The sequence below is a fragment of the Pseudomonas sp. 13159349 genome (genome assembly GCF_013305685.1).
Classification (GTDB): Bacteria; Pseudomonadota; Gammaproteobacteria; order Pseudomonadales; family Pseudomonadaceae; genus Aquipseudomonas; species Aquipseudomonas asiatica.
Genome location: NZ_CP045553.1, coordinates 1,689,179 through 1,714,110, shown reverse-complemented (window position 1 = coordinate 1,714,110; position 24,932 = coordinate 1,689,179). Strand labels below are relative to the sequence as shown.

The following is a 24,932-nucleotide window of genomic DNA, read 5'->3' as shown; positions in this document are numbered from 1 at the left end:
GCGCATGCGACAATGCCCCCCGAACACCCTGCCAGGAGGCTGCCATGGCGCGCCACCGTGAACTGAAGATCACCCTCAAGCCGCTGCCGTTGATCGTGTGCGTTGCCTTTGGCCTGTGGCTGGGCGCCGTGGCGATCGCCGCAAGCCTGTGGCTGGCCCTGCAACTGTGGCCACAGCAGGTACAGCCACTGGCCCAAGCCGTGGCCCCCGCCGCGTACCGGCCTGCCGCGCCGCCAGCGCCAGCCCCTGCGGCGGATGCCCAGGCGGAAATGTTCGAACGCTACAAGGACATCCTGCACAAGCAGGAGCTGCAACAGGCCGCCGAGGCCGCCCAGGGCAACCCGCGCAACCTCAACAGCCCCAAGTGCCAGTTCTGGCTGCAGCAGAACCGCACCGCGCCCACCGACAAAAGCCAGGCCAACGTGCTGGAGTTCTGTTACTGACCATGGACAAGCCCAGCCTGCTGGCGCAGATAGTTGCCACCCTCGAACATGACCTGGATGTGCTGACCCGCGCGGCGCAAACTGCGTACGAAGCCGCCACTGCCGAAGAGAACATCGCCGAGAACAAGTACGACACCCTGGGCCTGGAGGCCTCGTACCTGGCCACCGGCCAGGCCCGCCGCAGCGCCGAGATCCGCAAGGCGCTGCTGACCTACCAGCAACTGCTGCTGCGCGATTACGACCCGGCACGCGGGGTGCAGGTGAGCAACCTGGTGACACTGGAGGATGAAGATGGCGGGCAGCGCCGACTGTTCCTCGGCCCCGAGGCGGCGGGGTTGAAGATTGGCGAGGGGGATGGGCTGGTGACGGTGATTACCCCGCGCTCGCCGCTGGGGCAACAACTGGTCGGCAAGAAGGTTGATGATGAGGTAAACCTGGGGGCACAGACATTGGTCATCATCGATATTGCCTGAACCGGCCTCTTCGCCCCTCAGGCCAGTGATACCCCTTGTAGGAGCAGCCTTGTGCTGCGAAGGGGCCATGAGCAACACAGAAGATCTTTTGCCTTACCGGCCCCTTCGCAGCACAAGGCTGCTCCTACACGGATTGCAAGGCATCGAACCGCCGCGCCAACCCCTGCTCTGCGAACTGCTCCACCACAAAATCGACAAACGCCCGGGTCTTGCCCGGCAACAGCTTGTGCTCGGCGAAATACAGGCTGATATGCCCATCGTCCACATACCAGTCCGGCAGCACCCGCCGCAGCCGCCCGCCTTCCAGGTACGGCACGGCAAACGGCAGGCTCACCAGGGCGACCCCCAAGCCCTGCTCGGCCACCGCGCAAGCCGCATCCGAATCGCTCATGGTCATCGTCTGGCGCAACTGCAATGGCTGCTGCACCTGCCAACGGCTGGTCAACGGCCATGACCGCACCCGCCCAGTCTGCGGCGAGCGGATCAGGATACCGTCATGCCGTTGCAATACCTGCGGGTCGTCAATCGGCGCGTGCCGCCCCAGGTACGCCGGCGCCGCCACCAGCACCCTGTGCGCCGGGGTCAGCTTGCGCGCCACCACCCCCGGCGGCAGCTCGAAACCTCCGCCAATCGCCGCATCGAAGCCCTGGCCGATCAGGTCGACCTGGCGGTTGTCGAAATGCCAGTCCGGAGTAATGGCCGGGTAGCGACGCAGGAACTCACCCAGCAATGGCAACACATACAAGCGCCCGAATACCGTGCCCATGCTCACCCGCAACAACCCGGCCGGCTGGCCTTCGCTGCTGGCCAGGTTGGCCACGGCGTACTGGATGGTGCGGAAGCTGTCACTGACCTCCCCCAGAAATCGCTGCCCTGCCTCGGTCAGGGTCAGCTTGCGGGTACTACGCTGGAACAACCGCACCCCCAGGCGCGCTTCCAACTGGGCAACATGCTTGCCTACGGCAGCCGGGGTAATGCTGAGGCGCCTGGCGGCTTCGGCAAAGCTGCCGACTTCGGCACTGCGGATGAAGCATTCCAACGCGTTGAATGATTCCATGGCCATGATTGGCAACCAAAGGTTTACTCTGCTGATAGTGATTGCCATCTTATCAGCAGGTAATCAAGCGCCGATACTGCGCCCATCCAAGGCATTCCGGCCTGGCTTCCAGCAGGAGATCAACATGTCCAAGCAACACTCACTCGAAGGCAAGGTGGCCCTGGTACAGGGCGGTTCCCGCGGCATTGGTGCAGCCATCGTGCGACGCCTGGCCCGCGAAGGCGCACAGGTGGCCTTCACCTATGTCAGCTCCGCCGGCCCGGCGCAGGCGCTGGCTGAGGAAATTACCGAAAACGGCGGCAAGGCCCTGGCCCTGCGGGCCGACAGCGCCGACGCGGCGGCCGTGCAACTGGCCGTGGATGACACCGTGAAGGCCTTCGGCCGGCTGGATATCCTGGTCAACAACGCCGGTGTGCTGGCGGTAGCGCCGGTGACCGAATTCGACCTGGCCGACTTCGACCACATGCTGGCGGTGAACGTGCGCAGCGTATTCGTCGCCAGCCAGGCCGCGGCACGCTACATGGGCCAAGGCGGACGCATCATCAACATTGGCAGCACCAATGCCGAGCGCATGCCGTTTGCCGGCGGCGCCCCTTATGCCATGAGCAAATCAGCCCTGGTCGGCCTGACCCGCGGCATGGCCCGTGACCTGGGGCCGAAAGGCATTACCGTGAACAACGTGCAGCCAGGGCCGGTGGACACCGACATGAACCCAGCCAGCGGCGAGTTCGCAGACAGTTTGATCCCGCTGATGGCGATCGGGCGCTATGGCGAGGCGGATGAGATTGCCAGCTTCGTGGCTTACCTGGCGGGGCCTGAGGCGGGGTATGTCACTGGGGCCAGCCTGACGGTCGATGGCGGGTTTGCTGCCTGATTGAAGGGTTGCCTGTGCCGGCCTCTTCGCGGGTAAACCCGCTCCCACAGGGATATCACAGGCCCCGAGCCCAGTGCTGTACCTGTGGGAGCGGGTTTACCCGCGAAGAGGCCAGCACAGGCTTAACCGATCCCCGACCTCCAGCCCCCCCACTCTGCTCTGCCGCACAATGCATTGATGTAGTGCCCGACACTTTCCGATAATCCCCCTTTGATCCTGCCCGCCACGAGAACTGCATGAACGCCCCCACTCTCAGCCGTGCCCTGATTCTGCTGATGGCCACCGCCACCGGCCTGGCCGTGGCCAGCAACTACTATGCGCAACCGCTACTGCACAGCATCGCCCAGCAGTTCGGCCTGAGCACCGCCAGTGCCGGCAGCATCGTCGTTGCCGCGCAACTGAGCTACGGCGCCGGCCTGTTGCTGCTGGCGCCCCTGGGCGACCTGTTCGAGCAGCGCCGGCTGATCACCGTGATGACTGCCATTTCTACCCTTGGCCTGGTCATCAGCGCCTGCGCACCGAGCCTTCCCTGGCTGATCCTTGGCACCGCGCTGACCGGGCTGTTCTCGGTGGTGGCGCAGATCCTCGTGCCCATGGCCGCAACCCTCAGCGAGCCACACCAGCGCGGGCGAGCGGTCGGCACGTTGATGAGCGGATTGCTGCTGGGCATCCTGCTGGCGCGTACCGCCGCCGGGTTCATGGCCGAACTGGGTGGCTGGCGCAGCATCTACGTGCTGGCCGCGGTGCTGATGGCCATCACCGCCGTGGCGCTGTACCGCAGCCTGCCACAACACCACAGCCATGCCGGGCTGAAATACCCAGCGCTGATCGGCTCGGTGTTCCGCCTGTTCCTCGAAGAACCGGTGCTGCGCCTGCGTTCTCTGCTAGGCCTGCTGGCTTTCAGCCTGTTCGCCCTGTTCTGGACGCCACTGGCGTTCCTGCTGGCGAAAGGCCCGTACCACTATTCGGACGCGGTGATAGGCCTGTTCGGCCTGGCCGGTGCAGCGGGTGCACTGTCGGCCAATTGGGCGGGGCGCCTGGCCGACCGTGGCAAGGGTTCGCTGGGCACCACCGTGGGCCTGGTGGTATTGCTGCTGTCGTGGGTGCCGCTGGGCTTCGCCGAACAGTCGTTGCTGGCCTTGCTGCTGGGCGTGCTGATGCTCGACCTGGCAGTGCAACTGGTGCACGTGAGCAACCAGAATGCGGTAATTGCCCTGCGACCCGAGGCGCGCACGCGGCTGAATGCCGGGTATATCACCTGCTACTTCATTGGCGGGGCCTTGGGATCGCTGCTGGGCACGCAGCTGTTCCAACGCCAGGGCTGGATGGGGATTGTGCTGGCCGGGTTGGTGATTGGCGGGCTGGCGTTGCTGGCGTGGGGTTTGGCCGAGCGCAAGCGCAAGAACGCTTTGCAGATCGCCTGAAGCCCATTGACCTGAGCGACAATGCACCGCACGACCCTCCGTCGCATGGCCGTTGACTTGCCTGCCCGGGCAGCGCTCAGTAGGCGCTGGTCAATGCCCTTTCCCTGACAGGACGACGTTATGACAAGACTCACGGTGCAATCCGGCGATTTCTTGCAAGGCGAAGGCGAGTATCGCAACGGATCGCTCACACTCAAGACCCCGCGCAGCCCCTCCCCGGGCGAGCGGATTTCCCTGGCACGCATCAGCGACCTGCGGCTGGCCAGCCTGGAATCCAGCCGCAGCCTGGGCAGTGCCCTGGGCTGGGGCGTGGCCGGGGCACTGGTTGCCGGGCCGGTGGGGTTGCTGGCCGGGCTCTGGCTGGGTGGCAAGGAGGAGGAAGCCACCTTCCTGGCCACTTTCAAGGACGGGCGCAAGCTCATGGCCATTACCGATGGCAAGACCTGGTCGAAGATCGACGACAACTGGAAGCAGCACAGGCGGCCGGCCAGCAAAGGCTGACGGGATATCGCAGGGCCCGGATCGTTTTATGTTGAAGGCGGCTGTAAGATGCCGCCTTTTTTCATGGCCTGTACTGGCCTCTTCGCGGGCTCACCCGCGAAGAGGCCGGCGCAGGTGTCGCGCATCCAGGAGCCCCACCGCATGCCCCCGCGTCATCCCCGCCTGCCCCTGAGCCTGCTCAGCCTGGGCCTGGCCCTGCATTGCCCCCATGTGCTTGCCGAAGACAGCGTGCTACTGGCCCCGCTGCAGGTCTCCGATACCTACACCAACGACGGCTATCAGGCACGCCAGGCAGCAGTAGGCGGCTTCCAGCCCGCGCCCCTGCTCGACACCCCGGCCTCGATCAGCGTGTTCAGCCAGCAACTGCTGGAAGACCGCCAGGTACGCCAGCTCAGCGAAGTGCTGCAAAGCGACGCCTCGGTGGGCGAAAGCTACGCCCCCATCGGCTACTACGAAAACTTCAACGTGCGCGGCTTCGAGCTGAATGCCGCCAGCAGCTACCGCATCAATGGCCAGACCATCGCCGGCGAGCAGAACGTGGCCCTGGAAAACAAGCAGCAGGTGGAGCTGCTCAAGGGCCTGTCCGGGCTGCAGAGCGGCGTATCGGAGCCGGGCGGCCTGATCAACTACGTGACCAAGCGCGCCGAAGACGTGCGCAGCGTCACGGTGTCGACCAACGAACAAGGCGAGCGCTACCTGGCCACCGACCTGGGTGGCTGGTTCGGCAGCGAGCGGCAGTTCGGCCTGCGGGCCAACCTGGCTCATGAAGACATCCGCTCCTACGTCGACCACGCCGACGGCAAGCGCGACTTCGCCTCGCTGGCCTTCGACTGGCAGATCAACCCAGATGCCACCCTGCAGCTGGATGCCGAATACCAGCACCGTGAACAGCGCTCGGTGCCGGGTTACCAGCTGCTCGGTGGCAGCGAAGTACCCCATGGCATCGACCCGGACGACCGCCTGGCCTACCAGCACTGGGCCAAGCCGGTGCAGAACGATTCGCTGAACCTGGGCGGGCGCTTCGAGTACCGTTTCAACGAAGCCTGGACCGGGACTTTGAGTGCCTCGCGCAGCAAGGTGGTGATCGATGACTACAGCTCGTTTGCCTGGGGCTCGAGCGAAGGCGCGTTCTTCGGCAGCAACGGCGACTACGACATCTACGACTTCCGCAGCCCGGACGACACCCGCCGTACCGACGAGGCGCAGGCCATGCTCAACGGGCGTTTCGATGCGCTGGGCGTGGGGCATGAGCTGACCGTGGGCACCAGTGCGCAGCGGCGCACGCTGGATCAGCGCCCCAGCTATATGGAATGGGTAGGTACAGGCAACATCTACACGGGTGCACCGGCCTTTGATCCATCCGACAAGCCCATCAGGACTAGCGAACGTCGCCTGGACAGCCGCCAATACGGGTTGTTCGTGAGCGACCGCATCAGCTTCAACGAGCACTGGCAGACCGTACTGGGTGCCCGTGAAGTACGCCTGGACGAGAAAACCTGGAATGAGGACGGCGTTGCCGGTCGCCATACCCGGCAGTACGAGTTGCTGCCCAACGCCGCGCTCATCTACAAGCCGCAGCCGGATACCACGGTATATGCCAGTTATTCCAAAGGCCTGTCGGCAGGCGGTACCGCACCGTGGTTCGCCGAGAACAGATTCGAAATCCTGGCACCGACGACCTCACACCAACTGGAACTAGGCCTCAAGCATGACTGGCAAGGCCTGAGCTTCAGTGCCGCACTGTTCCAGATACGCCAGGCGTACCAGTACGCGCGCCCGGACGACGCCGGCACTTTCACCTACGTGCAGCAAGGCCAGCAGAAGAACACCGGCCTGGAACTGGGCGCCAGCGGCTGGGTGACCTCGAACCTGCAGGTGCAGGCCAGCGCTGCAGCGATTCGGGCGCGGGTGCAGAACAGCGATACCGATGCCTATGAGGGCCACCAGGCGATCAACGTGCCCAGGTTCCGGGCGGCGTTGCAGGCGGAATACACCCTGCCGGTACCGGGATTGGCACTGCTGGGTGGGGCGCGCTACAGCGCCAGCAAATATGCGAGCCAGGCGGAGAATGTGGAAGTTGGTGGGTATACGGTGTTCGATGTGGGTAGCCGCTACCGTACGCGCATCGGGGGGTATGACACGGTGCTGCGGCTGACTGTGGATAACGTGTTCGACAAGCGTTATTGGCGCGATGTGGGGGATTACCTGGGGGATAACTACCTGTTCCAGGGAGCGCCGCGCACGGCTCGGCTTTCGGCTTCGGTCAGCTTCTAGGTTTTTGGGGCTGCCTTGTGCTGCGAATGGGCCGCAAAGCGGCCCCAAAGGGCGTGAAAACAAAAAGCCCCCGGCTTTTCAGCTCGGGGGCTCTTCGTAGAATGTGGCGGTGAAGAAGGGATTTGAACCCTTGATACGATTTCTCGTATACACACTTTCCAGGCGTGCTCCTTCGACCACTCGGACACTTCACCGTTTCTCTTCAAGCCTTGCAGCCTGTCGAGGTGCGATAATTTAGTGAAAGACCTTCCCTTTGGCAAGCATTTTTTTCAATTTTTTCATGCATTTGCATTTGAGCCCTGGCGAACGCTGACCGACCAGTCAGCCTTACTGCTTTACCTCGCCCCTGCCGCTGGGTAACGTCGTCGCCACGCCAACAAAAGGACTCTGCCATGAGCGAGCTGATTACCTACCACGCCGAAGACGGCATCGTCACCCTGACCCTGAACAACGGCAAGGTCAACGCCATCTCGCCAGACGTCATCGCCGCCTTCAACGCCGCGCTCGACCGCGCCACCGAAGAGCGCGCGGTTGTGATCATCACCGGGCAGCCCGGCATCCTGTCTGGCGGCTACGACCTCAAGGTGATGACCAGCGGCCCCAAGGAGGCGATCAGCCTGGTCACCGCCGGCTCCACCCTCGCCCGCCGCCTGCTGTCGCACCCGTTCCCGGTAGTGGTCGCCTGCCCGGGCAACGCCGTGGCCAAGGGCGCCTTCCTGCTGCTGTCGGGCGACTATCGCATTGGCGTCGAAGGGCCGTACAAGGTGTGCCTGAACGAAGTGCAGATCGGCATGACCATGCACCATGCCGGTATCGAACTGGCCCGCGACCGCCTGCGTCGCTCGGCCTTCCACCGCTCGGTGATCAATGCCGAGGTGTTTGACCCGCAGGGCGCGGTGGACGCAGGCTTCCTCGACAAGGTGGTGCCGGCCGAGCAGTTGCAGGATGCGGCACTGGCGGCTGCGCGGGAGCTGAAGAAGCTGAACATGCTGGCGCACAAGAACACCAAGCTGAAGGTGCGCAAAGGGCTGCTGGAAGCGTTGGACAAGGCGATCGAGCTGGACCAGCAGCATATGGGTTAGCCGGGCCGACCTCTTCGCGGGCAAGCCCGCGAAGAGTCCGCAAGAGGCTTGCACCAGGGTTTGCCCCGACCAGTGCACATCCGTACACTGCCCGGCGACTGTCTGGTGTGAGTCGTACCATGCTTTATTCATTGCGCATGCTCCTGCTGGCGCTGCATTTCCTTGTGGTTGGGGCCCTGGGCCTGATCATTGGCCTGTGCCGCCCCTTCAACCCCGACAACAGCCGCGTGTTCGCCCGCCTCTACAGCCTGCCGGCCACCTGGCTGATGCGCATCAGGGTGAAGGCCGAAGTCGGCCCGCTGTGGGACCAGCCGCCAGGCTGCGTGATCGTCGCCAACCACCAGTCCAACTTCGACCTGTTCGTGCTTGGCCAGGTGGTGCCGCAGCGCACCGTCGCCATCGGCAAGAAAAGCCTGGGCTGGATCCCGCTGTTCGGCCAGCTGTTCTGGCTGGGTGGCAACGTGCTGGTCGACCGCAAGAATGCCTACCAGGCACGCAAGGCCATGCAGAAGACCACCCGGGTACTGCAGGACGACACCTCGATCTGGATTTTCCCCGAAGGCACGCGCAATCCCGGCGAGCACCTGCTGGCCTTCAAGAAGGGCGCGTTTCACATGGCCATCGAGGCCGGAGTGCCGATCGTGCCGGTATGCGTCAGCCGCTATGCCGGGCGCCTCAGCCTGAACAGCTGGCGCCAGCGCACGGTGATCGTGCGCTCGCTGCCACCGATCGCCACGGCGGGCATGACCCTGCAGGACCTGCCGGCGCTGATCGAACAGTGCCGCGGGCAGATGCAGCAATGCATCGACCGCATGGAAGGGGAACTGGCCAAGAGCTAGGTTGCTCTTGAGCCCACTACAGCCCAAGCTGTAACCCGTGTCCAACCGGAATAAGCGAACAACCATGGGTCGAGTCGTGGCATCGGCGGTATACAGCGCCGGCAGAAAGGTCACCAACATCAGCATCGACGAAGGCAGCGAATGGGCACGCAAGCCAGGGCATTTTGTGTGGATTGGCCTGGAAGAGCCCAACGCTGAGGAACTGGCCAACCTGCAATGCCAGTTCAATTTGCACGAACTGGCCATCGAAGACGCCCTGGAAAAGCACAGCCGGCCCAAGCTGGAAACTTTCGGCGACGCCCTGTTCATCGTCACCTATTCGCCGGTGCGCCACGAAGGCAAGCTGGAGTTCATCGAAACCCACATCTTCGCCGGCAACGGCTACATCATCACCTGCCGCAACGGCCACTCCAAATCCTATGCCCTGGTGCGCCAACGCTGCGAGGCGCGGCCGTTGCTGCTGGAGCACGGCGAAGACTTCGTGCTGTACGCCCTGCTCGACTTCGTCACCGAGAACTACCAGCCGGTCAGCGAGGCCATTCATGGCGAGATCGAAGAGCTGGAGCAGAGCGTGCTTGGCGGGTCGCTGCAAGAAGACGATATCCGCCGCTTGCACAGCCTGCGCCGCGACATCCTGCGCCTGCGCCGCTACGTGGCACCGATGGTGGAAGTGAGCGAGGAACTGCAGCGCCTGAGCTTCCCGTTCATCGACAAGAACATGCGCCCGTACTTCCGTGACGTGCAGATCCACGTGACGCGGCAGATGGAAGACCTGGCCGGTATCCGTGACATCGCCAGCCAGACCATCGAGATCGGCATGCTGCTGGAGTCGTCACGGCAGAGCATCGTGCAGCGCAAGTTTGCAGCCTGGGCGGCGATCCTGGCGTTCCCCACGGCAATTGCAGGGGTTTACGGGATGAACTTCCAGAACATGCCGGAGTTGGGGTGGCACTATGGGTACTTCGGGGTACTGGGGGTAATCGGGCTGGGCTGTACCGCGTTGTATGCCAGCTTCAAGAAATCTGGCTGGCTTTGAGATTGTCGGGGCCGCTTTGCGGCCCATCGCGACACAAGGCCGCTCCTACAGGGGGTCGCGCCAGTCAGGTTATTCGCGATCCCTGTAGGAGCGGCCTTGTGTCGCGATGGGCTGCACAGCAGCCCCCAGCCATCACGCTGCGGTATCTTTGCTCACCGGCTGCTGGATAAACCGCAACATCCACTCCCCCACCAGGTCGCCCTGGTGCTCGGTGGCCAGGCTGGCCACGGCCTTGTGGTACACCTCATCACCCAGATACTCCTGGCGCGCATCGAGCAGCGCGCGGGAGTAGTCGTGCACGAACTCGGGGTGCCCCTGGAAGCACAGCACCTGGTCACGAATGTGGTACGCAGCGTTCGGGCAGAAATCGCTGGAGGCGATCACCGTGGCGCCTTCCGGCAGCTCGGTCACCTGGTCCTGGTGGCTGATCAGCAAGGTCAGCTCCGACACCTCCGGGTCCATCCACGGCGCATGGGCCGCCAGCGAATAGCGGTGGATACCCACGCCCCAGCCCTGCTCGGCACGCTCGGCCTTGCCACCCAGGGTCAACGCCAGCAACTGGTGGCCGAAACATACACCCAGCAACTTCTCGCCACGCTCGTACAGCTTCAGCAGGTAGGCCTTGAGGGTCTGGATCCACGGGTCGGTACCAAACGAGTCGGCCTTGCTGCCCGTCACCAGATAGGCATCGAACACTTCGTTGTCGGCGGGGTAATCGCCGTTCATCACGTTGTACACACGAAATTCGGCGGCGATCGGCTGACGCGAGAAGAGCTGCTCGAACATCCTGCCGTAGCCCTGGTACTGCGCGGTCAACTCCGGTCGCAGGACATCGGTTTCAAGGATGCAGATGCGTAACGACATAGGGATAGTCCTGAACGACATGGGTGGGAATCTGCTGTAGAGACTGACGCGAAAGGCACGTACAAGCAAGTAGGCCGCACTGACGAACGGTCACATTTCATCGGTGCCCTGCTGGCACTTGCGCCACCGTCTAGCGAGAGCATGCCAGCCGGCTGGCACTTGGCCTCATAGCCCGAAGAAATTAATGACCGACAACATTAGAACAAAGGGTTCTCAAACATGGATGACGCACACCCTACTGTTGGTTGTATATCCACTTTCAAGAGGCAGGCAGTTCAGGCGTCACGCAACGCCACTGCGATCGACCCGAAGCGCGACAGGGAAGCCAACGGGTATTCAGGAATAACAACAAGAAGGCGGTCCGCCATGTTCAGACAATCGAAAATTCGCCAAGCTGGGCTCATTCTCTTCGCCACGACTTTGCTGCTGATCCTGCCGAACCTCACACGTTTGTTCGGTTGACTGCCGCTGTGGCGCCAACAGGCAACGCACAGGTAACCTGCTGGCCTTGATGGTCGGAGATTACCCATGCGCCACTGCCTTGCACTGTTAGTGTTGCTCCTGAGCCTGCCGCTATCGGCGGCGCAACTGCACCTTGAACTGGGCGCCACGACGCGCCAATGGAGCAGTGCAGAACTGCTCGACCACCCGCAGGCCCGGGACATCAGCATCGACCAGGACGTTTCCTACAAGCAGCCCATGCGTTATCGGGCTGTGCCGCTGGCCGCGCTGCTGGACGGCGTCAGCGCCAGCGACCACCTGCAGGCAGTGGCGCTGGACGGTTTTGCCGCCGAAATGCCCGCGGCGCCACTGTTGCAGCAGGGGCCGGCACAGGCCTGGCTGGCGGTGGAGGAACCTGACCGGCCATGGCCACCACTGGGCCAAGGCAAGCCGAGTGCAGGACCGTTCTACCTGGTGTGGACTGCACCGCAGGCCAGCGGTATCCGCCCGGAGCAGTGGCCGTTCCAGATTTCCACGATTCGCAAGCTGGCCTCCGTCGAAGCGCGTTTTCCGGCGCTGCTGCCCGACCCCAAGTTGCCGGCCGACAGCCCGGTGCGCCGAGGCTTTGCCTTGTTCCAGCAGAATTGCCTGGCGTGTCATAGGTTGAATGGCGCAGGGGATGCACAGGTGGGGCCGGACCTGAATATGCCGCACAACCCGACCGAGTATTTTCGGCCTGAATATCTGCGCCAGCTGATTCGTGACCCGCAAAGCCTGCGGCAGTGGCCGCAGGCGAAGATGCCGGGGTTTGCAGAGAGTGTCTTGGGTGAACCGGAGCTGGATGAATTGCTGGCTTACCTGGGGCATATGGCTGGGCGCAGGCCTTGAGAACCTGGGGCGCTTTGCGCCCCTTTCGCGACACAAGGCCGCTCCTACAAGGGTACGCGCACGCCTGTAGGAGCGGCCTTGTGTCGCGATGGGCCGCAAAGCGGCCCCAAATTCCCGAAATCTCAGGCTATGGGCCGCTCCTGCTTGACCCCCCACCCTTCCACCTCACCGCCATAAGGTGTCACCAGCTGCTCGAAGGCCTCTTCAAAGTCGCCAATTCCGCCATGGGTGGCATACATGACCTTGCTCAGTTCCAGATGCCATGCACCGTCGCCCAGTTCCTTGACCTGGGCATTCAGCGATTCACCGCGAAACTGCCCGGCCGCACGGCGGGCCCCTGCTTCGTCGGGGAATATGGCGTAGAACTCGATGGGATGGATCTGGGTGAAGTCGAAACCGCCTGCCTTCATCTGGCGCAGGACGTTGCTGCTGATATCGTCGTTCTGGCTGCTCATGAAACGTCCTCCTGAATAATGCGATGGATAGACTTTCCGTGCACTACGCACCTGCCGGCAGCGGCCGGGCAGTTCGAGCTGATGCAAGACGCGAAGGGGTGCGGTGCCGACCCGCAGAATAGGCCGGCACCTTCATGCAGCGTAGTGCCTGCCAGGGCACCACGCAAACGTGTGGTTCAGGGCGTTTCGTGGATGCTGGTGATGGTCACGCCACTCTGCTCCTTCAGCCAGCGTGCGGTGGGGGAAATGGTGCGGTCCTGGAAGTCGTTGAGGTCCAGCTCGTCCATCACCGGGAACAGGTGCGAACGGATGGCCCGCGCGGCGTCCTCTTCGCTGGGGCACTGGTCGCCGCGCAGCGTCAGCGTGGTGAGCACGCCTTTCTGGTCGGCAAAGATGACTTCCCACTCTTTCATTGAACGAACCCTCTCAGTCAACGAACACCAAGGTGTGTGATGCCTGAAACAAGTGACCTTGAGGTGGGGAGAATGTTCAGTCGGAGGGATTTGTGTTGGGCCCATTCGCGGGCACGCCCGCTCCCACAGGCCAACACAAGGTCCGAAACCTGTGCTGTACCTGTGGGAGCGGGCGTGCCCGCGAATGGGCCGTGAAACGGCCCCGACCTACTTCGGCGTGCCGTGCACTACACCGGCAGTGTTATCCAGCAAGCTCTTGGTCGCAGTCTGGATATACGCTTCCAGCTTCTTCAGCATTTCCGGCTGGTCCGGGCTTTCGATCAGCTCGGCCTTGAACTCGCTGCCCAGCTGGTAGCGGTACATGCGCGGGGTCATGTCCTTGGACTCGATCAGGATACGGTCGCCCTGTACCAGGCCGACGATCTGCTCGCTGCCCGATGGCTTGATCATGCCCATGCCCTGGTCGCCCTCAGGCAGGTTGAGCAGGTCGCGGCCCCAGCACTGGTGACGGGCCTGGCCACCCAGGCGGCCCATGATGGTCGGCACGATGTCGACCTGGGTGCCCACGGTGTGGTTGACCGCACCGAACTTCTCCTGGATGCCTGGGGCAATCAGCAGCAGCGGCACGTTGAAGCGGCCCAGGTCCAGCTCGGTGACCTGCTGGTGGTTGCCAAAGCCATGGTCGCCAACGATGACGAACAGGGTTTCCTTGAAGTACGGCTCCTTGCGCGCCTTCTCGAAGAACTGCCCCAGCGCCCAGTCCGAATAGCGCATGGCAGTGAGGTGCTCGTCCAGGCGGCCCTGGCCGGTTACCGGCTCTACCGGCAGGTCTTTGGGCAGCGCGTACGGGGTGTGGTTGGACAGGGTCTGCAGCAGCGCGTAGATCGGCTTCTTGCCATCGTGCTTGGCCAGCTCTTCGGCGCCGCGGTCGAACATGTCCTGGTCGGACACGCCCCAGGTCGGGTCGGAGAACACCGGGTTGACGAAGTCGTTACGGCCAATGAAGGTGGTCATGCCCTGGTTGCCGAAGAACCCGGACTGGTTGTCCCAGGCAAAGTCGCCGTTGTAGACGTAAACGTCGTCGTAATCGCGGGCGCTGAGCAAGGCTGGCAGGCCAGAGAGCTTGTGGCCGCCTTCCGGGGTCTGCATCAGGTACTCGAAGCCTGGCAGGTTGGGGAAGCAGGCCATGGTGGCGAACATGCCCTGGTGGGTATGGGTGCCGTTGGAGAAGAAGCGGTCGAACAGCAGGCCTTCTTTGGCCAGCTTGTCGAAGTACGGGGTGATGTTGTTGGGGCTGCCCAGCGCGCCCACCGAGTGGCCGGCGAAGCTTTCCATCAGGATCACCACCACGTTCTTGATCGGCAGGGTGCGCTCGGCCGGCGGCACGAAGTCGCGGCGGATTGCAGCCTCGTCGGCATCGACCAGGGTGTCGTGGGCGGTCAGCAGCTGCTCGCGCACGCTCTGCGTGGCCACGTCCTGCTCCAGCACCGGCTTCCAGATGTTGGCGCGGTCTTCGCCGAAGCGGCTCTTGGCAGCATCGATCAGGGTCAGGGTGCCGTTCAGGCCCAGCTGGTTGACGAAGTTGGAATCGGTGGTGAAGGCATCACCCCAGCGCATCGGCGGGCCCTGACGCAGGGTGCCACGGGCGGCGACCACGGCCACCAGCAGGATCACCATGAACACCGCCAGGCGGTTGTACCACGGCGCTGCACGGCGCTGCAGGGTGACCTCGCCGGCACCGTTGCCACGGGTCATGCGGTCGATGCCCTTGAACAGCAGGCTCAGCAGCCAGGTGCCGAACAGCCAGGCCAGCAGGTAGCGCACCACCGGGAAGCCGTACCAGAGCATGCTCAGCACGGTCTTCGGGTCTTCCTTGATGTACTGGAACACCAAACCGTTGAGGCGCTGGTGGAACTCGCGATAGAAGTCCATTTCCATCAGGCCGAGGAACATCACCACGCTCGAGGTGATGGTCAGCCAGAAACGGAACAGGCCACGCCGGGCCATGGCCCAGGGACTGAGGATGGCCAGCAGCAGCGGAATGCTGATGTACACCACTACCCGCAGGTCGAAGCGCAAACCGTTGAGGAAGCCTTCTGCGACGGTCGCGCTGGGGGTATCGCCGATCATGTCGCTGTTGTAGACCAGCAGCGCCAGGCGCACGAGGCTGAGCATCAGCATGATCACCAGGCCACTGAGCAGGGTGTAGGCCAGGTGGGATTTCAGAGTGGGCGAGAACGACGCTCGCGCGCCCCGTTGCTTCAAGGCGTCCAGGTTAGCCATGAATGGGAAGGTCCTAGGATTGCGGGTTTGCGGATATGGCGCAGGTGTATACCAACGCAGCATTGTGCGGGTGCGGATTCTGTTTAAACCAATGTGAAAATTTTGTCACGGGGGTGTTGCGGGTTTTGTCTGTTCCGGCCCTATCGCCGGCAAGCCAGCTCCCACAGGATCACCACAAGCCCTGGCATTGTGGAGTACCTGTGGGAGCTGGCTTGCCGGCGATAGGGCCAGTACAGGCATTCAGATCCGCACATTCCCCCGCGGCCCGGCGATCGCCCAGATCACCAGGCCCACCACCGGCAGCAAGGCGATGAGCAGGATCCACAACACCTTGATGCCCACTTCACTGCCACTTTTGATCACATTCAGGATGGCCCAGATATCCAGCGCCAGGATGATCAGCCCGACCAGGCTGTTGAACGTCGACCCCATGCCAAAACTCCTGTCAAAGGCTTTGCTGCACAGCATAGTCAGCTATCAAGGCGATAGAAGGGAATCCTTGGCGATTGGTGCAGGTCCCTGAGTAGACTGCCGTTATTTACTGATTCGAGGTTCACATGCCCCCCGCCCACACTCAAAGCGCCGCCCCGACCTCGCTGCTGAACGCCTGGCGCCAGCAGGCCGTGAACACCCCGTGGCTCAGCGCCGGCCTGGGGTTGAGCCTGCTGGCGGTGTTGCTACTGCTGGCCGCCAGCCTGTGGAACGCAGTGAACGGCGACCATGCCGACAACCTGCACCTGGCCATGCTGGGCGGGTTGTCCGGCTTTGGCGCCACGGCGCTGGGCGCAGTGCTGGCAGTGGTGCTGCGCGATGTCAGGGCCCGCACCCAGGATGTGATGCTTGGTTTTGCCGCCGGCATGATGCTGGCGGCCAGTTCGTTTTCGCTGATTCTGCCGGGCCTGGATGCCGCCCGCGAAATTACCGGCAACGGCCCGGCCGCGGCCTTTACCGTGGTGCTGGGCATGGGCCTGGGCGTGCTGCTGATGCTGGGCCTGGACCGCTTCACCCCGCATGAACACGAAAGCACCGGCCCTTGCGGCCCGGAGGCCGAGCGCATCAGCCGGGTGTGGTTGTTCGTGCTGGCGATTACCCTGCACAACCTGCCTGAAGGCATGGCCATTGGCGTGAGCTTTGCCAATGGCGACATGGACATCGGCCTGCCGCTGACCAGCGCCATCGCCATTCAGGACATCCCCGAGGGGCTGGCCGTGGCGCTGGCCTTGCGCGCTACCGGGTTGTCGAACCTGAAAGCTGCGCTGGTGGCGATCGGGTCGGGGCTGATGGAGCCGCTGGGTGCGGTGATCGGCCTGGGGATTTCGACCGGCTTTGCCTTGGCCTACCCGGTCAGCATGGGGCTGGCGGCGGGGGCGATGATTTTTGTGGTGAGCCACGAGGTGATTCCCGAAACCCACCGCAATGGGCACCAGACGGCGGCGACCCTGGGGTTGATGGGTGGGTTTGCGGTGATGATGTTCCTGGATACCGCACTGGGCTGAAGTTCTGGGCTGACTGTACCGGCCCTATCGCCGGCAAGCCAGCTCCCACAGGTACAGCACAGGTTTCGAACTCTGTGGTGATCCTGTGAGAGCAGGCTTGCCGGCGATAGGGCCATCAGCCTTTAGATGTGTACAGCCACTTTCAATGCCTCCAGTGCCGGCTCGACCTTGATCCCCACCTCAGCCCCCAGCTCCAGCACCCGCGCCAGGTCGTTCTGCCCTACCATCACCATCTGCAGCTCGTCATCCAGCAACTGGCTGAAGTTGAGCAGCACATACCCGCCCGCCTCCTTGTTCAGCGCCCCCATCTGCACCTGAATGCGATTGAGCGCGGTCAGCGGCTCGGTGCGGGCCAGTTGTTTGGGCTTGAGGGTGAACGGCACGCTCTGGTCGAACGAATCGCTGATCTGCTGGAACAGGTCCTGGTAGCTGTCGGCCTGGAACACCACGGTGTCCGGCAGGCTGCCCAGCACCACCCATTCGCCCAGCGGAATGGGGAAGCTGTCGTCGTAGTTGATGTCGGGGTTGGCGGCCAGGAAGGCGGCGGGGTCGGCGTAGGCCTGGGCGGCCTCGTCGGCGATGCGCTCGATGTCTTCCTCGCGCATGCAGCCAGCGCCAATGAGGCTGATGAATTCGAGCAACTGAGTTTTCATGAAAGGGGGCCTGCGACGGGTGAAAAGTCGCCAAGGATAGCCGCAAATGCCCCCTTGCGGTTAGCCGGCCAGCACTTGCAGGCGCGCTGCGGCGTCCACGGCCCCCATGGTTTGCGCCGCCATCAGCGCGGTGGCACCGCGGGCATCCTGGCGCGCCGGGTCGGCGCCCTGGGCCAGCAGGTAGTCGAGGATTTCGCTACGGTTGAACATGGCCGCCAACATCAGTGCGGTGCGGCCATCCTGCGCGGCGGCGTCCACCGGTACTCCGTGCTCCAGCAACAGGCGAATCATGGCCAGGTCCCCCTTGAACGCAGCGCCGGCGATGGGCAGTTGGCCGTTATCGTTGGCAATCAGCGGGTCGGCGCCATGCGCCAGCAGCACACGCACTGCGTCGTGGTGGCCGTGGTAGCTGGCCAGCATCAGCAGGGTGTCGCCCTTGTGGTTGCGCAGGTTGGCCGGCAGGCCGCTGGCCAGCAGGCGCCCGAGCATCTCGGCATCGCCCTGGCGGGCACGTTCGAACACCTGCTCGGCAAAGGCGGCGGTCTCGTCGTCGGTCATGGTGGTGGGCGTGGGTTGGCTGGACATTTGGAACCTCCTGGCAGAAATCGTTGCCCAAGTCTTTGTCAGGCAAGGCTGCCGGGTCAAAGGTTCAGATTCTATCGGGGCGATAGCTGGCCATGGGTCGTGCAATATGCACTGTGCAAAATGCACGACCATGCAGGCTGCACGATAGCGCTTCGGCAAAAAACAAATAACTGACTGAAATTTAAGGATTTTTTCAGAAAAAGCTTCCTGGCACGGTCACTGCAACCATCAACTCACGTCTGCCACGCAACAGCCAGGAGTTGATATGGACCTCATCCAGGAAAAGTTCGTTTCGGTATTTTCTGCCTACCAGGTGAATACCCAGGCCCGCCCAGACGGCGGTGTGCTGCTGACCCTGCGCGCAGCTGATGGCAAGGTCACCCGCCGCGTGCTGACCTACGCGCAATTGCACAGTGCCGAGCAGCTGTCCTGGGCAATCAGTGCGATTCGCCGCGATTTGGCCGAGCAGGCCAGTGAATTGCCGGTGATTTCGATGCTGCAGAGCCAACAGCGGTTTGCCCTGCCGACTTATCGCTGAGTTTTTTGTTGGTTGATCTGGCCTCTTCGCAGCACGAGGCTGCTCCTACAGGGCCCGCGCTGGCCTCAAGCTTCGCGTTTTACTTGTAGGAGCAGCCTTGTGCTGCGAAGAGGCCGGCAAAGCCATCACAACTCATCAATGCCCAGAAACGCCCGCGCAGTCACATCCCCGGTAAACCTCGGCTGCATCCCTTCCTCGCTGCCGTACAACCGCAACGCCAGGCAAAACGGCGCATCGCCCAGCTCGACCCAGCGCCGAGTCCCCGCCGGCACCACCAGCTGGTCACCCTTCTCGCACAGCACCGAATACACCCAATCCCCCAAACGCAGGCCAACCTGAGCCCGCCCGCTGACTACGGCGAACACCTCGTCGGCGTCATGCACATGCTCATCGCGAACGTCCACCTGCGCAGGGGCCGCACCTTCACGGTTGAGTACCACGAAAGCCTTGCTGCCATGCGCCGTCATCAACTGGTCAAGGTGCTCGCGACAGGCCTCCAGTACCTCCTCCTGGGCAGTGCCAGGGCGCACACGCAGGCCAAGCTCGGCATGGGCAAAGCGCACGCCCTGCTCGGCCAGGGTGGCAACGATATCGTCGTGGTGGGTCAACACCTTGTTCGGCAGTTCCGGGCTGGAGGGGTGGAAAACGCTGAGAATGCTCATCAGGGGCGGGTCCTGGTCGGTTGCGAACAAAGGGCAATGATAACGGCTGCAGCCAAGGCTGCGGCACTGGCCATACCAAAGGTGAAGGTGGGCCCCAGCAGTTTCCAGCTGTAACCCGAATACAACGCCCCCAGCGCACCGCCAGTGCCCGACAGCGCCGCATACAGCGCCTGGCCCTGGCCCTGCTGGCGGGCGCCGAAACTCGCCTGGACGAAAGCGATGCTGGCGGCATGGAAGCAGCCGAAGGTGGCCGCGTGCAACACCTGGGCAAACACCAGCACCGCCGGCTCGCCGGCCAGGTTGCCCAGCAACAGCCAGCGCAGCGCCGCCAGCACGAAGCTGGCCAGCAGCACCCGCTGCACCGAAAACCGCGCGAAGATACGGCTCATGGCCATGAACACCAGTACTTCAGCCACAACCCCCAGTGCCCACAGCAAACCGATGGCCCCCCTGGCATAACCCAGATGCTCCAGGTGCAGGGTGAGGAAGGTGTAGTACGGCCCGTGGCTGAGTTGCATCAGTGCCACGCAGGCGTAGAACGCGACCACCCCGGGCGCCCGCAGCTGCTGCAGGAAACCGCCCGCGCCGCTGCGCTCGCCCTGCTCCACCGGCTGGGCATTGGGCACCCACAGGCTGGCGGCGACGATGCCGGCCATGATCGTGACCAGCGCCACCGGATAGATGTCCAGGCTCAGCCACTCGAACAGCCGGCCCAGGCCGACCACGGTGAGGATGAAGCCGATCGAGCCCCACAGGCGCACCTGGCTGTAGCGCGCGGTTTGCCCGTGCAGGTGGGCCAGGGTGATGACCTCGAACTGCGGCAGCACCGCATGCCAGAAGAATGCGTGCAGGGCCATGACCAGCGCCAGCCAGGCGTAGCTTTTGCCAAGGAAGATCAGGGCGAAGGTGGCCAGGGTAGATAGCGCGCCCAGGCGCACGATCAGCAAGCGCTGGCCAGTGCGGTCACCCAGCCAGCCCCACAGGTTGGGGGCGATGCAGCGCATGAGCATGGGGATGGCCACCAGCTCGCCGATGCGTGCCGGAGAGAAGCCCAGGTGGTCGAAGTACAGCGCCAGGAACGGGGCGGTGGAACCGAGCAGGGCGAAGTAGAACAGGTAGAAGCTGGACAGGCGCCAGTAGGGGATCGGTTGCATGGGGTGGCCTATGGGGTTGCCGGTACTGGCCCTATCGCCGGCAAGCCAGCTCCCACAGGTACCCCACAATGTTCAGGCTTGTGGTAATCCTGTGGGAGCTGGCTTGCCGGCGATAGGGCCAGTGCAAGCGAATCAGAGCTGGCCCAGCACCGGGGTATTCACCTTCACATCGGCATTCTGCGCGCGGTGGCGCAGCAGGTGGTCCATCAGCACGATGGCCATCATCGCCTCGGCGATCGGCGTGGCGCGGATGCCCACGCACGGGTCGTGGCGGCCTTTGGTGATGACGTCCACCGGGTTGCCGTCGATGTCGATGGAGCGGCCCGGGGTGGTGATGCTGGAGGTCGGCTTCAGCGCCAGGTGGGCAACGATCGGCTGGCCCGAGGAAATACCGCCGAGGATGCCGCCAGCGTTGTTGCTGAGGAAGCCTTGCGGGGTCAGTTCGTCACGGTGCTCGGTGCCGCGCTGGGCCACGCTGGCGAAGCCGGCGCCGATTTCCACGCCCTTGACCGCGTTGATGCTCATCAGCGCGTGGGCCAGTTCGGCGTCGAGGCGGTCGAAGATAGGCTCGCCCAGGCCCGGCATCACGCCTTCGGCGACCACGGTAATCTTGGCACCCACCGAGTCCTGGTCACGGCGCAGCTGGTCCATGTAGGCCTCCAGCTCCGGCACTTTGCTCGGGTCAGGGCTGAAGAAAGCGTTCTGCTCCACCGACTCCCAGGTCTTGAACGGGATTTCGATCGGGCCCAGCTGGCTCATGTAGCCGCGCACGGTGATGCCTTGGGTGGCCAGGTATTTCTTGGCGATGGCACCGGCGGCCACGCGCATGGCGGTTTCGCGCGCCGAGCTGCGGCCACCGCCGCGGTAGTCGCGAACGCCGTACTTGTGGTGGTAGGTGTAGTCGGCGTGGGCCGGGCGGAACAGGTCCTTGATTGCCGAGTAGTCCTTGGACTTCTGGTCGGTGTTGCGGATCAGCAGGCCGATCGAGCAACCGGTGGTGCGGCCTTCGAACACGCCGGAGAGGATTTCCACCTCGTCGGCTTCCTGGCGCTGGGTGGTGTGCCGGCTGGTGCCGGGCTTGCGCCGGTCAAGGTCGTGCTGCAGGTCGTCGAGAGAAATCTCCAGGCCCGGTGGGCATCCATCGACAATGGCGACCAACGCCGGGCCATGGCTCTCGCCAGCGGTGGTGACAGTGAACAGCTTGCCGTAGGTATTGCCGGACATGGACGCTCCGCGAGATCTGCCTGAAGTGAACGAAAGCGGCAGTATACAGATGGATTGATCGCCTGTGCTGGCCTCTTCGAACCTTCCCGCAAACACTGGGTCAAACCCTCATCTCCCCATGTAGTACCGCATGATGTCGCGCCTCGTCGCCCTCTTCTTCCTGCTGTGCACCGGCCTGGCCCAGGCCGCCACCCCCACCGTGCTGCAACGCCCGATCGACCTCGACACCGGCCAGGGCGTGCTGCACGGCAGCCTGCTGCTGCCGCAACAGCCAACCCCGCCACCGGTGGTGCTGATCATCGCCGGCTCCGGCCCCACCGACCGTGACGGCAACAACCCGGCGTCAGGCCGGGTCGACAACCTCAAGCGCCTGGCTCTGCTGCTGGCCAACGAACACATCGCCAGCGTGCGCTACGACAAACGCGGGGTGGCCGCCAGCCAGCCGGCCACGCCCGACGAGCGTGACCTGAGCGTGGAGCGCTATGTAGCCGACGTGGTCGCCTGGAGCCGCAAGCTCAAGGCCGACCCGCGCTTCGGCCCGTTGATCCTGATCGGCCACAGCGAAGGCGCGCTGATCGCCAGCCTGGCCGCCGAGCAGGCCGGCGCCAGCGCGGTGATTACACTGGCTGGCAGCGGCCGACCGCTGGCCGACGTGCTGCGCGAACAGCTGGCACAGCGCCTGCCGCCGGCACAACTGGCCGGTGGCAGCGCCCTGCTCGACCGCCTGCAGGCCGGGCAGACCAGCCTGGAGGTACCGGCGCCGCTGCGTCAGGTGTTCCGCCCTAGCGTGCAGCCCTACCTGATTTCGCTGTTCCAGCAAAACCCGGCGGCGGCCTTCGCCCGCCTGCCCATGCCCGCGCTGATCGTGCAGGGGCGCAACGACGTGCAGGTGGGCGTGATCGACGCCGAACGACTGAAGGCGGCCAAGCCGGATGCCCAACTGGTGCTGATCGATGGCATGAACCACATGCTGCGCATCAGCCCCAAGGCAATGAGCCAACAGCGCGACAGCTACCTCAACCCTGAACTGCCGCTGGCAAGGGAGCTTGGCGAGCAGATTGTGACGTTTATCCAGCATTTGCCTTCGGCGTAAGGGAAAGAGGCTCAGGTCCTGGGCGCTTCTGCCGATAGGGTGGATAACGGCGAAAATTGGGGCCGCTACGCGGCCCTTCGCGACACAAGGCCGCTCCTACAGCGTACGCGTCGTCTCTGCGATGCGCGATCCTCTGTAGGAGCGGCCTTGCGTCGCGAAAGGGGCACGCAGTGCCCCCTCTTGCAGCCGGCACGCACTTGAGGACAAGCCCTGATGACAACCGCCCCCGCCGCCGTAGAGCCAGCCGAAGAGCCCGAGGAAAGCCCTGCCCTGCCCTGGGCCGAACTGGCCGCCGAACATTTCCAGCTGTTGCGCCTGGCCGCCCTGCCCACCGACCGCAACACCGGCGCGCGGCCCCTGCGCTTCGTGCAGTTCGGCTATGCCGAGCGCCACGACAAGGCCCACAGCCTGCTGCGCATGGAAATCCAGCTGCCCGGGCAGAAGGTGCACAAGGAACAGAACCGCCTGGACATTCGCGTCGACCACTCCGCGCGTCTGGTGCGCATTGGCAATGAACATGGCCTGCAACTGGAGCCGCTGAACCGTGGCATCGGCCGCTTCCTGCTGGCCCAGGCCGCGCAGTGGCTGCAGCGCAAGTGGTCGCACTACCGGATCGAGGGCATGGCGCTGCCGAGCAAGGATGCGCTGAACGAAGACTCACGCCTGCGTCGTGACCACTGCCTGCGCGCGATGGGTATCGGGGTGGAGTACGAGGACAGCCAGCATCTGAAGGGTCGTACCGTGGAAATGACGGTGGGCGAGCTCAAGGGGGCGTGGAACAGCGAGCGCTTGCAGCGAGTGGGGATACTGGATGCTGCCGGCCTGCTGCAGCAGGCTGACCAGCAGTTGCAGGAGAAGGAAGGGCAACTGCGTGAGCGGGATGAGCGGGTTGCCAAGTACCAGCGTGAAGACAGCGGGTTGCGCTTTACCATTACCTGCCTGGTGGCGTTTGCGGTGTTCCAGGCGGGGTTGCTGATCTGGATTGCCACGCGCTGACACCGCGTCGCCTGCTTCGCGGGCTTGCCCGCTCCCACAGGAATTGCGCAAAGCCTGAGGACAGCGCTGTACCTGTGGGAGCGGGCAAGCCCGCGAATGGGCCCTGAAGTCAGACCCGGGCCTTGAACAGTTCCTGATGCTGGCGGCACTGCTCGGCAGTCAGCATGAACACCCCGTGCCCACCGCGCTCGAACTCCAGCCAGGCAAAGTCCACCTCGGGGTACAGCGCCTCGACATGCACCTGGCTGTTGCCCACCTCGACAATCAGCAAGCCCTTGTCGGTCAGGTGGTCCGCCGCCTCGGCCAGCATGCGCCGCACCAGGTCCAGGCCATCGTTGCCGCAGGCCAGGCCCAACTCGGGCTCGTGGTGGTACTCGGCCGGCATGTCGTCGAAGTCTTCGGCATCGACATACGGCGGGTTGGACAGGATCAGGTCGAAACGCTGCCCCGGCAAACCGCCAAAACCGTCGCCCTGCACGGTGTACACGCGCCCGTCCAGGCCGTGGCGTTCGATGTTCTGGTTGGCCACTTCGAGCGCTTCGAACGACAGGTCGGCCAGCACTACCTCGGCCTCGGGGAACACGTCGGCGGCAACGATGCCGATGCAGCCAGAACCGGTGCACAGGTCAAGAATGCGCGCCGGCTCGCTCGCCAGCCACGGCTCGAAGCGTTTCTCGATCAGCTCGCCAATCGGCGAACGCGGCACCAGCACGCGCTCGTCGACGATGAACGACATGCCGCAGAACCAGGCTTCGCCCAACAGGTAGGCGGCCGGCACGCGTTCTTCGATACGGCGCTTGAGCAGGTGCTGCAGGCGTACCCGCTCGTCGTCCTCGAGCATGCAGTCCAGATAGCTGTCGGCCACCTCCCACGGCAGGTGCACCGCCCCCAGTACCAGCAGGCGGGCCTCGTCCCAGGCGTTGTCGGCACCGTGGCCGAAGAACAGGTCGTGCTCGTGGAAGCGGCTGACCGCCCAGCGGATGTAGTCGCGCAGCGTGCGCAGGCGGGATGTGATCACGGGGTACTCCTAATTCAGACCGGACAAAAGTCTAACAGCCCCACCCGCACATTTGTTCCTTTGCCTTACCCAATGGCTAGCCACAAGCCAGTAACCATGCCGCTTGCGTTGTCAACCATTCCCATTGGCGCCAAGGCAGGGGAGAATAGGTATACAAAAGCCCTAT

General features: G+C 63.9%; 26 protein-coding genes and 1 tRNA gene. 14 read left to right on the top strand and 13 right to left on the bottom strand.

Annotated features, from left to right (window positions below; all coding sequences use genetic code 11):
- Nucleotides 1-44 precede the first annotated feature (44 nt).
- Complete coding sequence (locus GEV38_RS08200; protein ID WP_013971528.1) at nucleotides 45-443, top strand: hypothetical protein; 399 nt, start codon at nucleotides 45-47, stop codon at nucleotides 441-443.
- 2 nt (nucleotides 444-445) lie between these two features.
- Complete coding sequence (locus tag GEV38_RS08195) at nucleotides 446-916, top strand: GreA/GreB family elongation factor (protein ID WP_054573473.1); 471 nt, start codon at nucleotides 446-448, stop codon at nucleotides 914-916.
- A 124-nt stretch (nucleotides 917-1,040) separates the two neighbouring features.
- Here the strand turns inward: GEV38_RS08195 and GEV38_RS08190 are convergent, their stop codons facing one another.
- Nucleotides 1,041-1,979, bottom strand: a complete 939-nt coding sequence (locus GEV38_RS08190; protein WP_054573474.1) for a LysR family transcriptional regulator — start codon at nucleotides 1,977-1,979, stop codon at nucleotides 1,041-1,043.
- A gap of 118 nt (nucleotides 1,980-2,097) precedes the next feature.
- On the opposite strand from GEV38_RS08190, the gene GEV38_RS08185 reads away from it, so the two are divergent.
- The 4 genes from GEV38_RS08185 to GEV38_RS08170 all read left to right on the top strand — a co-directional run bounded on the left by GEV38_RS08185 (nucleotide 2,098) and on the right by GEV38_RS08170 (nucleotide 7,046).
- The gene (locus GEV38_RS08185) at nucleotides 2,098-2,847 is read left to right on the top strand and encodes a 3-oxoacyl-ACP reductase family protein (protein WP_015269369.1); all 750 of its coding nucleotides are present in this window, start codon (nucleotides 2,098-2,100) and stop codon (nucleotides 2,845-2,847) included.
- A 236-nt stretch (nucleotides 2,848-3,083) separates the two neighbouring features.
- A complete protein-coding gene (locus GEV38_RS08180; protein WP_015269368.1) occupies nucleotides 3,084-4,271 on the top strand; it encodes an MFS transporter in 1,188 nt (395 codons plus the stop codon).
- 120 nt (nucleotides 4,272-4,391) lie between these two features.
- Nucleotides 4,392-4,772 carry a hypothetical protein gene (locus GEV38_RS08175; RefSeq protein ID WP_015269367.1) on the top strand — a complete coding sequence of 127 codons (381 nt, stop codon included), beginning with the start codon at nucleotides 4,392-4,394 and terminating at the stop codon, nucleotides 4,770-4,772.
- Nucleotides 4,773-4,913: 141 nt separating this feature from the next.
- Nucleotides 4,914-7,046, top strand: a complete 2,133-nt coding sequence (locus GEV38_RS08170; protein ID WP_054573475.1) for a TonB-dependent siderophore receptor — start codon at nucleotides 4,914-4,916, stop codon at nucleotides 7,044-7,046.
- A 104-nt stretch (nucleotides 7,047-7,150) separates the two neighbouring features.
- Here the strand turns inward: GEV38_RS08170 and GEV38_RS08165 are convergent.
- Nucleotides 7,151-7,240 (bottom strand) — tRNA-Ser (locus GEV38_RS08165).
- A gap of 198 nt (nucleotides 7,241-7,438) precedes the next feature.
- Here GEV38_RS08165 and GEV38_RS08160 point away from each other — a divergent pair.
- From GEV38_RS08160 to GEV38_RS08150, 3 genes are all read left to right on the top strand, one after another.
- The gene (locus GEV38_RS08160; protein ID WP_015269365.1) at nucleotides 7,439-8,128 is read left to right on the top strand and encodes a crotonase/enoyl-CoA hydratase family protein; all 690 of its coding nucleotides are present in this window, start codon (nucleotides 7,439-7,441) and stop codon (nucleotides 8,126-8,128) included.
- Nucleotides 8,129-8,247: 119 nt separating this feature from the next.
- Nucleotides 8,248-8,967 carry a 1-acyl-sn-glycerol-3-phosphate acyltransferase gene (locus tag GEV38_RS08155; protein ID WP_054573476.1) on the top strand — a complete coding sequence of 240 codons (720 nt, stop codon included), beginning with the start codon at nucleotides 8,248-8,250 and terminating at the stop codon, nucleotides 8,965-8,967.
- A gap of 64 nt (nucleotides 8,968-9,031) precedes the next feature.
- Nucleotides 9,032-10,003: a magnesium and cobalt transport protein CorA gene (locus GEV38_RS08150; protein ID WP_015269363.1), complete on the top strand. Its 972-nt coding sequence runs from the start codon at nucleotides 9,032-9,034 to the stop codon at nucleotides 10,001-10,003.
- A gap of 132 nt (nucleotides 10,004-10,135) precedes the next feature.
- Here GEV38_RS08150 and GEV38_RS08145 read toward each other — a convergent pair whose 3' ends face one another.
- Nucleotides 10,136-10,867: an amidotransferase gene (locus GEV38_RS08145; RefSeq protein WP_015269362.1), complete on the bottom strand. Its 732-nt coding sequence runs from the start codon at nucleotides 10,865-10,867 to the stop codon at nucleotides 10,136-10,138.
- A 528-nt stretch (nucleotides 10,868-11,395) separates the two neighbouring features.
- Here GEV38_RS08145 and GEV38_RS08140 point away from each other — a divergent pair.
- Complete coding sequence (locus tag GEV38_RS08140; protein ID WP_015269360.1) at nucleotides 11,396-12,196, top strand: cytochrome c; 801 nt, start codon at nucleotides 11,396-11,398, stop codon at nucleotides 12,194-12,196.
- A gap of 122 nt (nucleotides 12,197-12,318) precedes the next feature.
- Here GEV38_RS08140 and GEV38_RS08135 read toward each other — a convergent pair whose 3' ends face one another.
- From GEV38_RS08135 to GEV38_RS08120, 4 genes are all read right to left on the bottom strand, one after another.
- Nucleotides 12,319-12,651: a ribonuclease E inhibitor RraB gene (locus GEV38_RS08135; RefSeq protein ID WP_003260395.1), complete on the bottom strand. Its 333-nt coding sequence runs from the start codon at nucleotides 12,649-12,651 to the stop codon at nucleotides 12,319-12,321.
- Nucleotides 12,652-12,827: 176 nt separating this feature from the next.
- On the bottom strand, nucleotides 12,828-13,064 hold the full coding sequence (locus GEV38_RS08130; RefSeq protein ID WP_015269359.1) for a hypothetical protein: 237 nt from the start codon (nucleotides 13,062-13,064) through the stop codon (nucleotides 12,828-12,830).
- A 207-nt stretch (nucleotides 13,065-13,271) separates the two neighbouring features.
- Nucleotides 13,272-15,347 (bottom strand): LTA synthase family protein, encoded by a 2,076-nt coding sequence (locus GEV38_RS08125; protein ID WP_015269358.1) that lies wholly within the window; start codon nucleotides 15,345-15,347, stop codon nucleotides 13,272-13,274.
- A 240-nt stretch (nucleotides 15,348-15,587) separates the two neighbouring features.
- Nucleotides 15,588-15,779 carry a PLDc N-terminal domain-containing protein gene (locus tag GEV38_RS08120; protein ID WP_012271091.1) on the bottom strand — a complete coding sequence of 64 codons (192 nt, stop codon included), beginning with the start codon at nucleotides 15,777-15,779 and terminating at the stop codon, nucleotides 15,588-15,590.
- Nucleotides 15,780-15,904: 125 nt separating this feature from the next.
- Between GEV38_RS08120 and GEV38_RS08115 the strand changes: the two genes are divergently transcribed.
- Nucleotides 15,905-16,843, top strand: a complete 939-nt coding sequence (locus tag GEV38_RS08115) for a ZIP family metal transporter (protein WP_054572799.1) — start codon at nucleotides 15,905-15,907, stop codon at nucleotides 16,841-16,843.
- A gap of 122 nt (nucleotides 16,844-16,965) precedes the next feature.
- Here GEV38_RS08115 and GEV38_RS08110 read toward each other — a convergent pair whose 3' ends face one another.
- Nucleotides 16,966-17,496 carry a hypothetical protein gene (locus GEV38_RS08110; protein WP_015269356.1) on the bottom strand — a complete coding sequence of 177 codons (531 nt, stop codon included), beginning with the start codon at nucleotides 17,494-17,496 and terminating at the stop codon, nucleotides 16,966-16,968.
- A gap of 60 nt (nucleotides 17,497-17,556) precedes the next feature.
- Complete coding sequence (locus GEV38_RS08105; protein WP_015269355.1) at nucleotides 17,557-18,081, bottom strand: ankyrin repeat domain-containing protein; 525 nt, start codon at nucleotides 18,079-18,081, stop codon at nucleotides 17,557-17,559.
- A gap of 265 nt (nucleotides 18,082-18,346) precedes the next feature.
- Between GEV38_RS08105 and GEV38_RS08100 the strand changes: the two genes are divergently transcribed.
- Nucleotides 18,347-18,619: a DUF3509 domain-containing protein gene (locus tag GEV38_RS08100; RefSeq protein ID WP_013971511.1), complete on the top strand. Its 273-nt coding sequence runs from the start codon at nucleotides 18,347-18,349 to the stop codon at nucleotides 18,617-18,619.
- A 125-nt stretch (nucleotides 18,620-18,744) separates the two neighbouring features.
- On the opposite strand, the gene GEV38_RS08095 is transcribed toward GEV38_RS08100, so the two are convergent.
- From GEV38_RS08095 to aroC, 3 genes are all read right to left on the bottom strand, one after another.
- A complete protein-coding gene (locus tag GEV38_RS08095) occupies nucleotides 18,745-19,281 on the bottom strand; it encodes an oxidase (RefSeq protein ID WP_054572800.1) in 537 nt (178 codons plus the stop codon).
- Nucleotides 19,281-20,435 (bottom strand): MFS transporter, encoded by a 1,155-nt coding sequence (locus tag GEV38_RS08090; RefSeq protein WP_015269353.1) that lies wholly within the window; start codon nucleotides 20,433-20,435, stop codon nucleotides 19,281-19,283. Before GEV38_RS08090 ends, GEV38_RS08095 begins: the two co-directional genes overlap by 1 nt.
- 132 nt (nucleotides 20,436-20,567) lie before the next feature.
- Nucleotides 20,568-21,659, bottom strand: a complete 1,092-nt coding sequence (gene aroC, locus GEV38_RS08085; RefSeq protein ID WP_054572725.1) for a chorismate synthase — start codon at nucleotides 21,657-21,659, stop codon at nucleotides 20,568-20,570.
- Between the two features lie 130 nt (nucleotides 21,660-21,789).
- On the opposite strand from aroC, the gene GEV38_RS08080 reads away from it, so the two are divergent.
- Together GEV38_RS08080 and GEV38_RS08075 are read left to right on the top strand one after the other, a co-directional pair.
- Nucleotides 21,790-22,752: an alpha/beta hydrolase gene (locus GEV38_RS08080; RefSeq protein ID WP_054572724.1), complete on the top strand. Its 963-nt coding sequence runs from the start codon at nucleotides 21,790-21,792 to the stop codon at nucleotides 22,750-22,752.
- Nucleotides 22,753-22,965: 213 nt separating this feature from the next.
- The gene (locus GEV38_RS08075; RefSeq protein WP_054572723.1) at nucleotides 22,966-23,748 is read left to right on the top strand and encodes a hypothetical protein; all 783 of its coding nucleotides are present in this window, start codon (nucleotides 22,966-22,968) and stop codon (nucleotides 23,746-23,748) included.
- 109 nt (nucleotides 23,749-23,857) lie between these two features.
- On the opposite strand, the gene prmB is transcribed toward GEV38_RS08075, so the two are convergent.
- Complete coding sequence (prmB, locus tag GEV38_RS08070) at nucleotides 23,858-24,766, bottom strand: 50S ribosomal protein L3 N(5)-glutamine methyltransferase (protein WP_015269350.1); 909 nt, start codon at nucleotides 24,764-24,766, stop codon at nucleotides 23,858-23,860.
- Nucleotides 24,767-24,932: the final 166 nt, after the last annotated feature.

Excerpts from the sequence above, each read along its gene's own strand:
- GEV38_RS08130 (WP_015269359.1), bottom strand. The coding sequence starts at position 13,064 with ATGAAAGAGTGGGAAGTCATCTTTGCCGACCAGAAAGGCGTGCTCACC.
- GEV38_RS08190 (WP_054573474.1), bottom strand. The coding sequence starts at position 1,979 with ATGGCCATGGAATCATTCAACGCGTTGGAATGCTTCATCCGCAGTGCC.
- GEV38_RS08170 (WP_054573475.1), top strand. The coding sequence starts at position 4,914 with ATGCCCCCGCGTCATCCCCGCCTGCCCCTGAGCCTGCTCAGCCTGGGC.
- GEV38_RS08140 (WP_015269360.1), top strand. The coding sequence starts at position 11,396 with ATGCGCCACTGCCTTGCACTGTTAGTGTTGCTCCTGAGCCTGCCGCTA.
- GEV38_RS08080 (WP_054572724.1), top strand. The coding sequence starts at position 21,790 with ATGATGTCGCGCCTCGTCGCCCTCTTCTTCCTGCTGTGCACCGGCCTG.
- GEV38_RS08185 (WP_015269369.1), top strand. The coding sequence starts at position 2,098 with ATGTCCAAGCAACACTCACTCGAAGGCAAGGTGGCCCTGGTACAGGGC.
- GEV38_RS08180 (WP_015269368.1), top strand. The coding sequence starts at position 3,084 with ATGAACGCCCCCACTCTCAGCCGTGCCCTGATTCTGCTGATGGCCACC.
- GEV38_RS08155 (WP_054573476.1), top strand. The coding sequence starts at position 8,248 with ATGCTTTATTCATTGCGCATGCTCCTGCTGGCGCTGCATTTCCTTGTG.
- GEV38_RS08175 (WP_015269367.1), top strand. The coding sequence starts at position 4,392 with ATGACAAGACTCACGGTGCAATCCGGCGATTTCTTGCAAGGCGAAGGC.
- GEV38_RS08150 (WP_015269363.1), top strand. The coding sequence starts at position 9,032 with ATGGGTCGAGTCGTGGCATCGGCGGTATACAGCGCCGGCAGAAAGGTC.
- GEV38_RS08125 (WP_015269358.1), bottom strand. The coding sequence starts at position 15,347 with ATGGCTAACCTGGACGCCTTGAAGCAACGGGGCGCGCGAGCGTCGTTC.
- aroC (WP_054572725.1), bottom strand. The coding sequence starts at position 21,659 with ATGTCCGGCAATACCTACGGCAAGCTGTTCACTGTCACCACCGCTGGC.
- GEV38_RS08135 (WP_003260395.1), bottom strand. The coding sequence starts at position 12,651 with ATGAGCAGCCAGAACGACGATATCAGCAGCAACGTCCTGCGCCAGATG.
- GEV38_RS08105 (WP_015269355.1), bottom strand. The coding sequence starts at position 18,081 with ATGTCCAGCCAACCCACGCCCACCACCATGACCGACGACGAGACCGCC.
- GEV38_RS08160 (WP_015269365.1), top strand. The coding sequence starts at position 7,439 with ATGAGCGAGCTGATTACCTACCACGCCGAAGACGGCATCGTCACCCTG.
- GEV38_RS08120 (WP_012271091.1), bottom strand. The coding sequence starts at position 15,779 with ATGGGGTCGACGTTCAACAGCCTGGTCGGGCTGATCATCCTGGCGCTG.
- GEV38_RS08200 (WP_013971528.1), top strand. The coding sequence starts at position 45 with ATGGCGCGCCACCGTGAACTGAAGATCACCCTCAAGCCGCTGCCGTTG.
- GEV38_RS08075 (WP_054572723.1), top strand. The coding sequence starts at position 22,966 with ATGACAACCGCCCCCGCCGCCGTAGAGCCAGCCGAAGAGCCCGAGGAA.
- GEV38_RS08090 (WP_015269353.1), bottom strand. The coding sequence starts at position 20,435 with ATGCAACCGATCCCCTACTGGCGCCTGTCCAGCTTCTACCTGTTCTAC.
- GEV38_RS08095 (WP_054572800.1), bottom strand. The coding sequence starts at position 19,281 with ATGAGCATTCTCAGCGTTTTCCACCCCTCCAGCCCGGAACTGCCGAAC.
- GEV38_RS08195 (WP_054573473.1), top strand. The coding sequence starts at position 446 with ATGGACAAGCCCAGCCTGCTGGCGCAGATAGTTGCCACCCTCGAACAT.
- GEV38_RS08145 (WP_015269362.1), bottom strand. The coding sequence starts at position 10,867 with ATGTCGTTACGCATCTGCATCCTTGAAACCGATGTCCTGCGACCGGAG.
- GEV38_RS08115 (WP_054572799.1), top strand. The coding sequence starts at position 15,905 with ATGCCCCCCGCCCACACTCAAAGCGCCGCCCCGACCTCGCTGCTGAAC.
- GEV38_RS08100 (WP_013971511.1), top strand. The coding sequence starts at position 18,347 with ATGGACCTCATCCAGGAAAAGTTCGTTTCGGTATTTTCTGCCTACCAG.
- GEV38_RS08110 (WP_015269356.1), bottom strand. The coding sequence starts at position 17,496 with ATGAAAACTCAGTTGCTCGAATTCATCAGCCTCATTGGCGCTGGCTGC.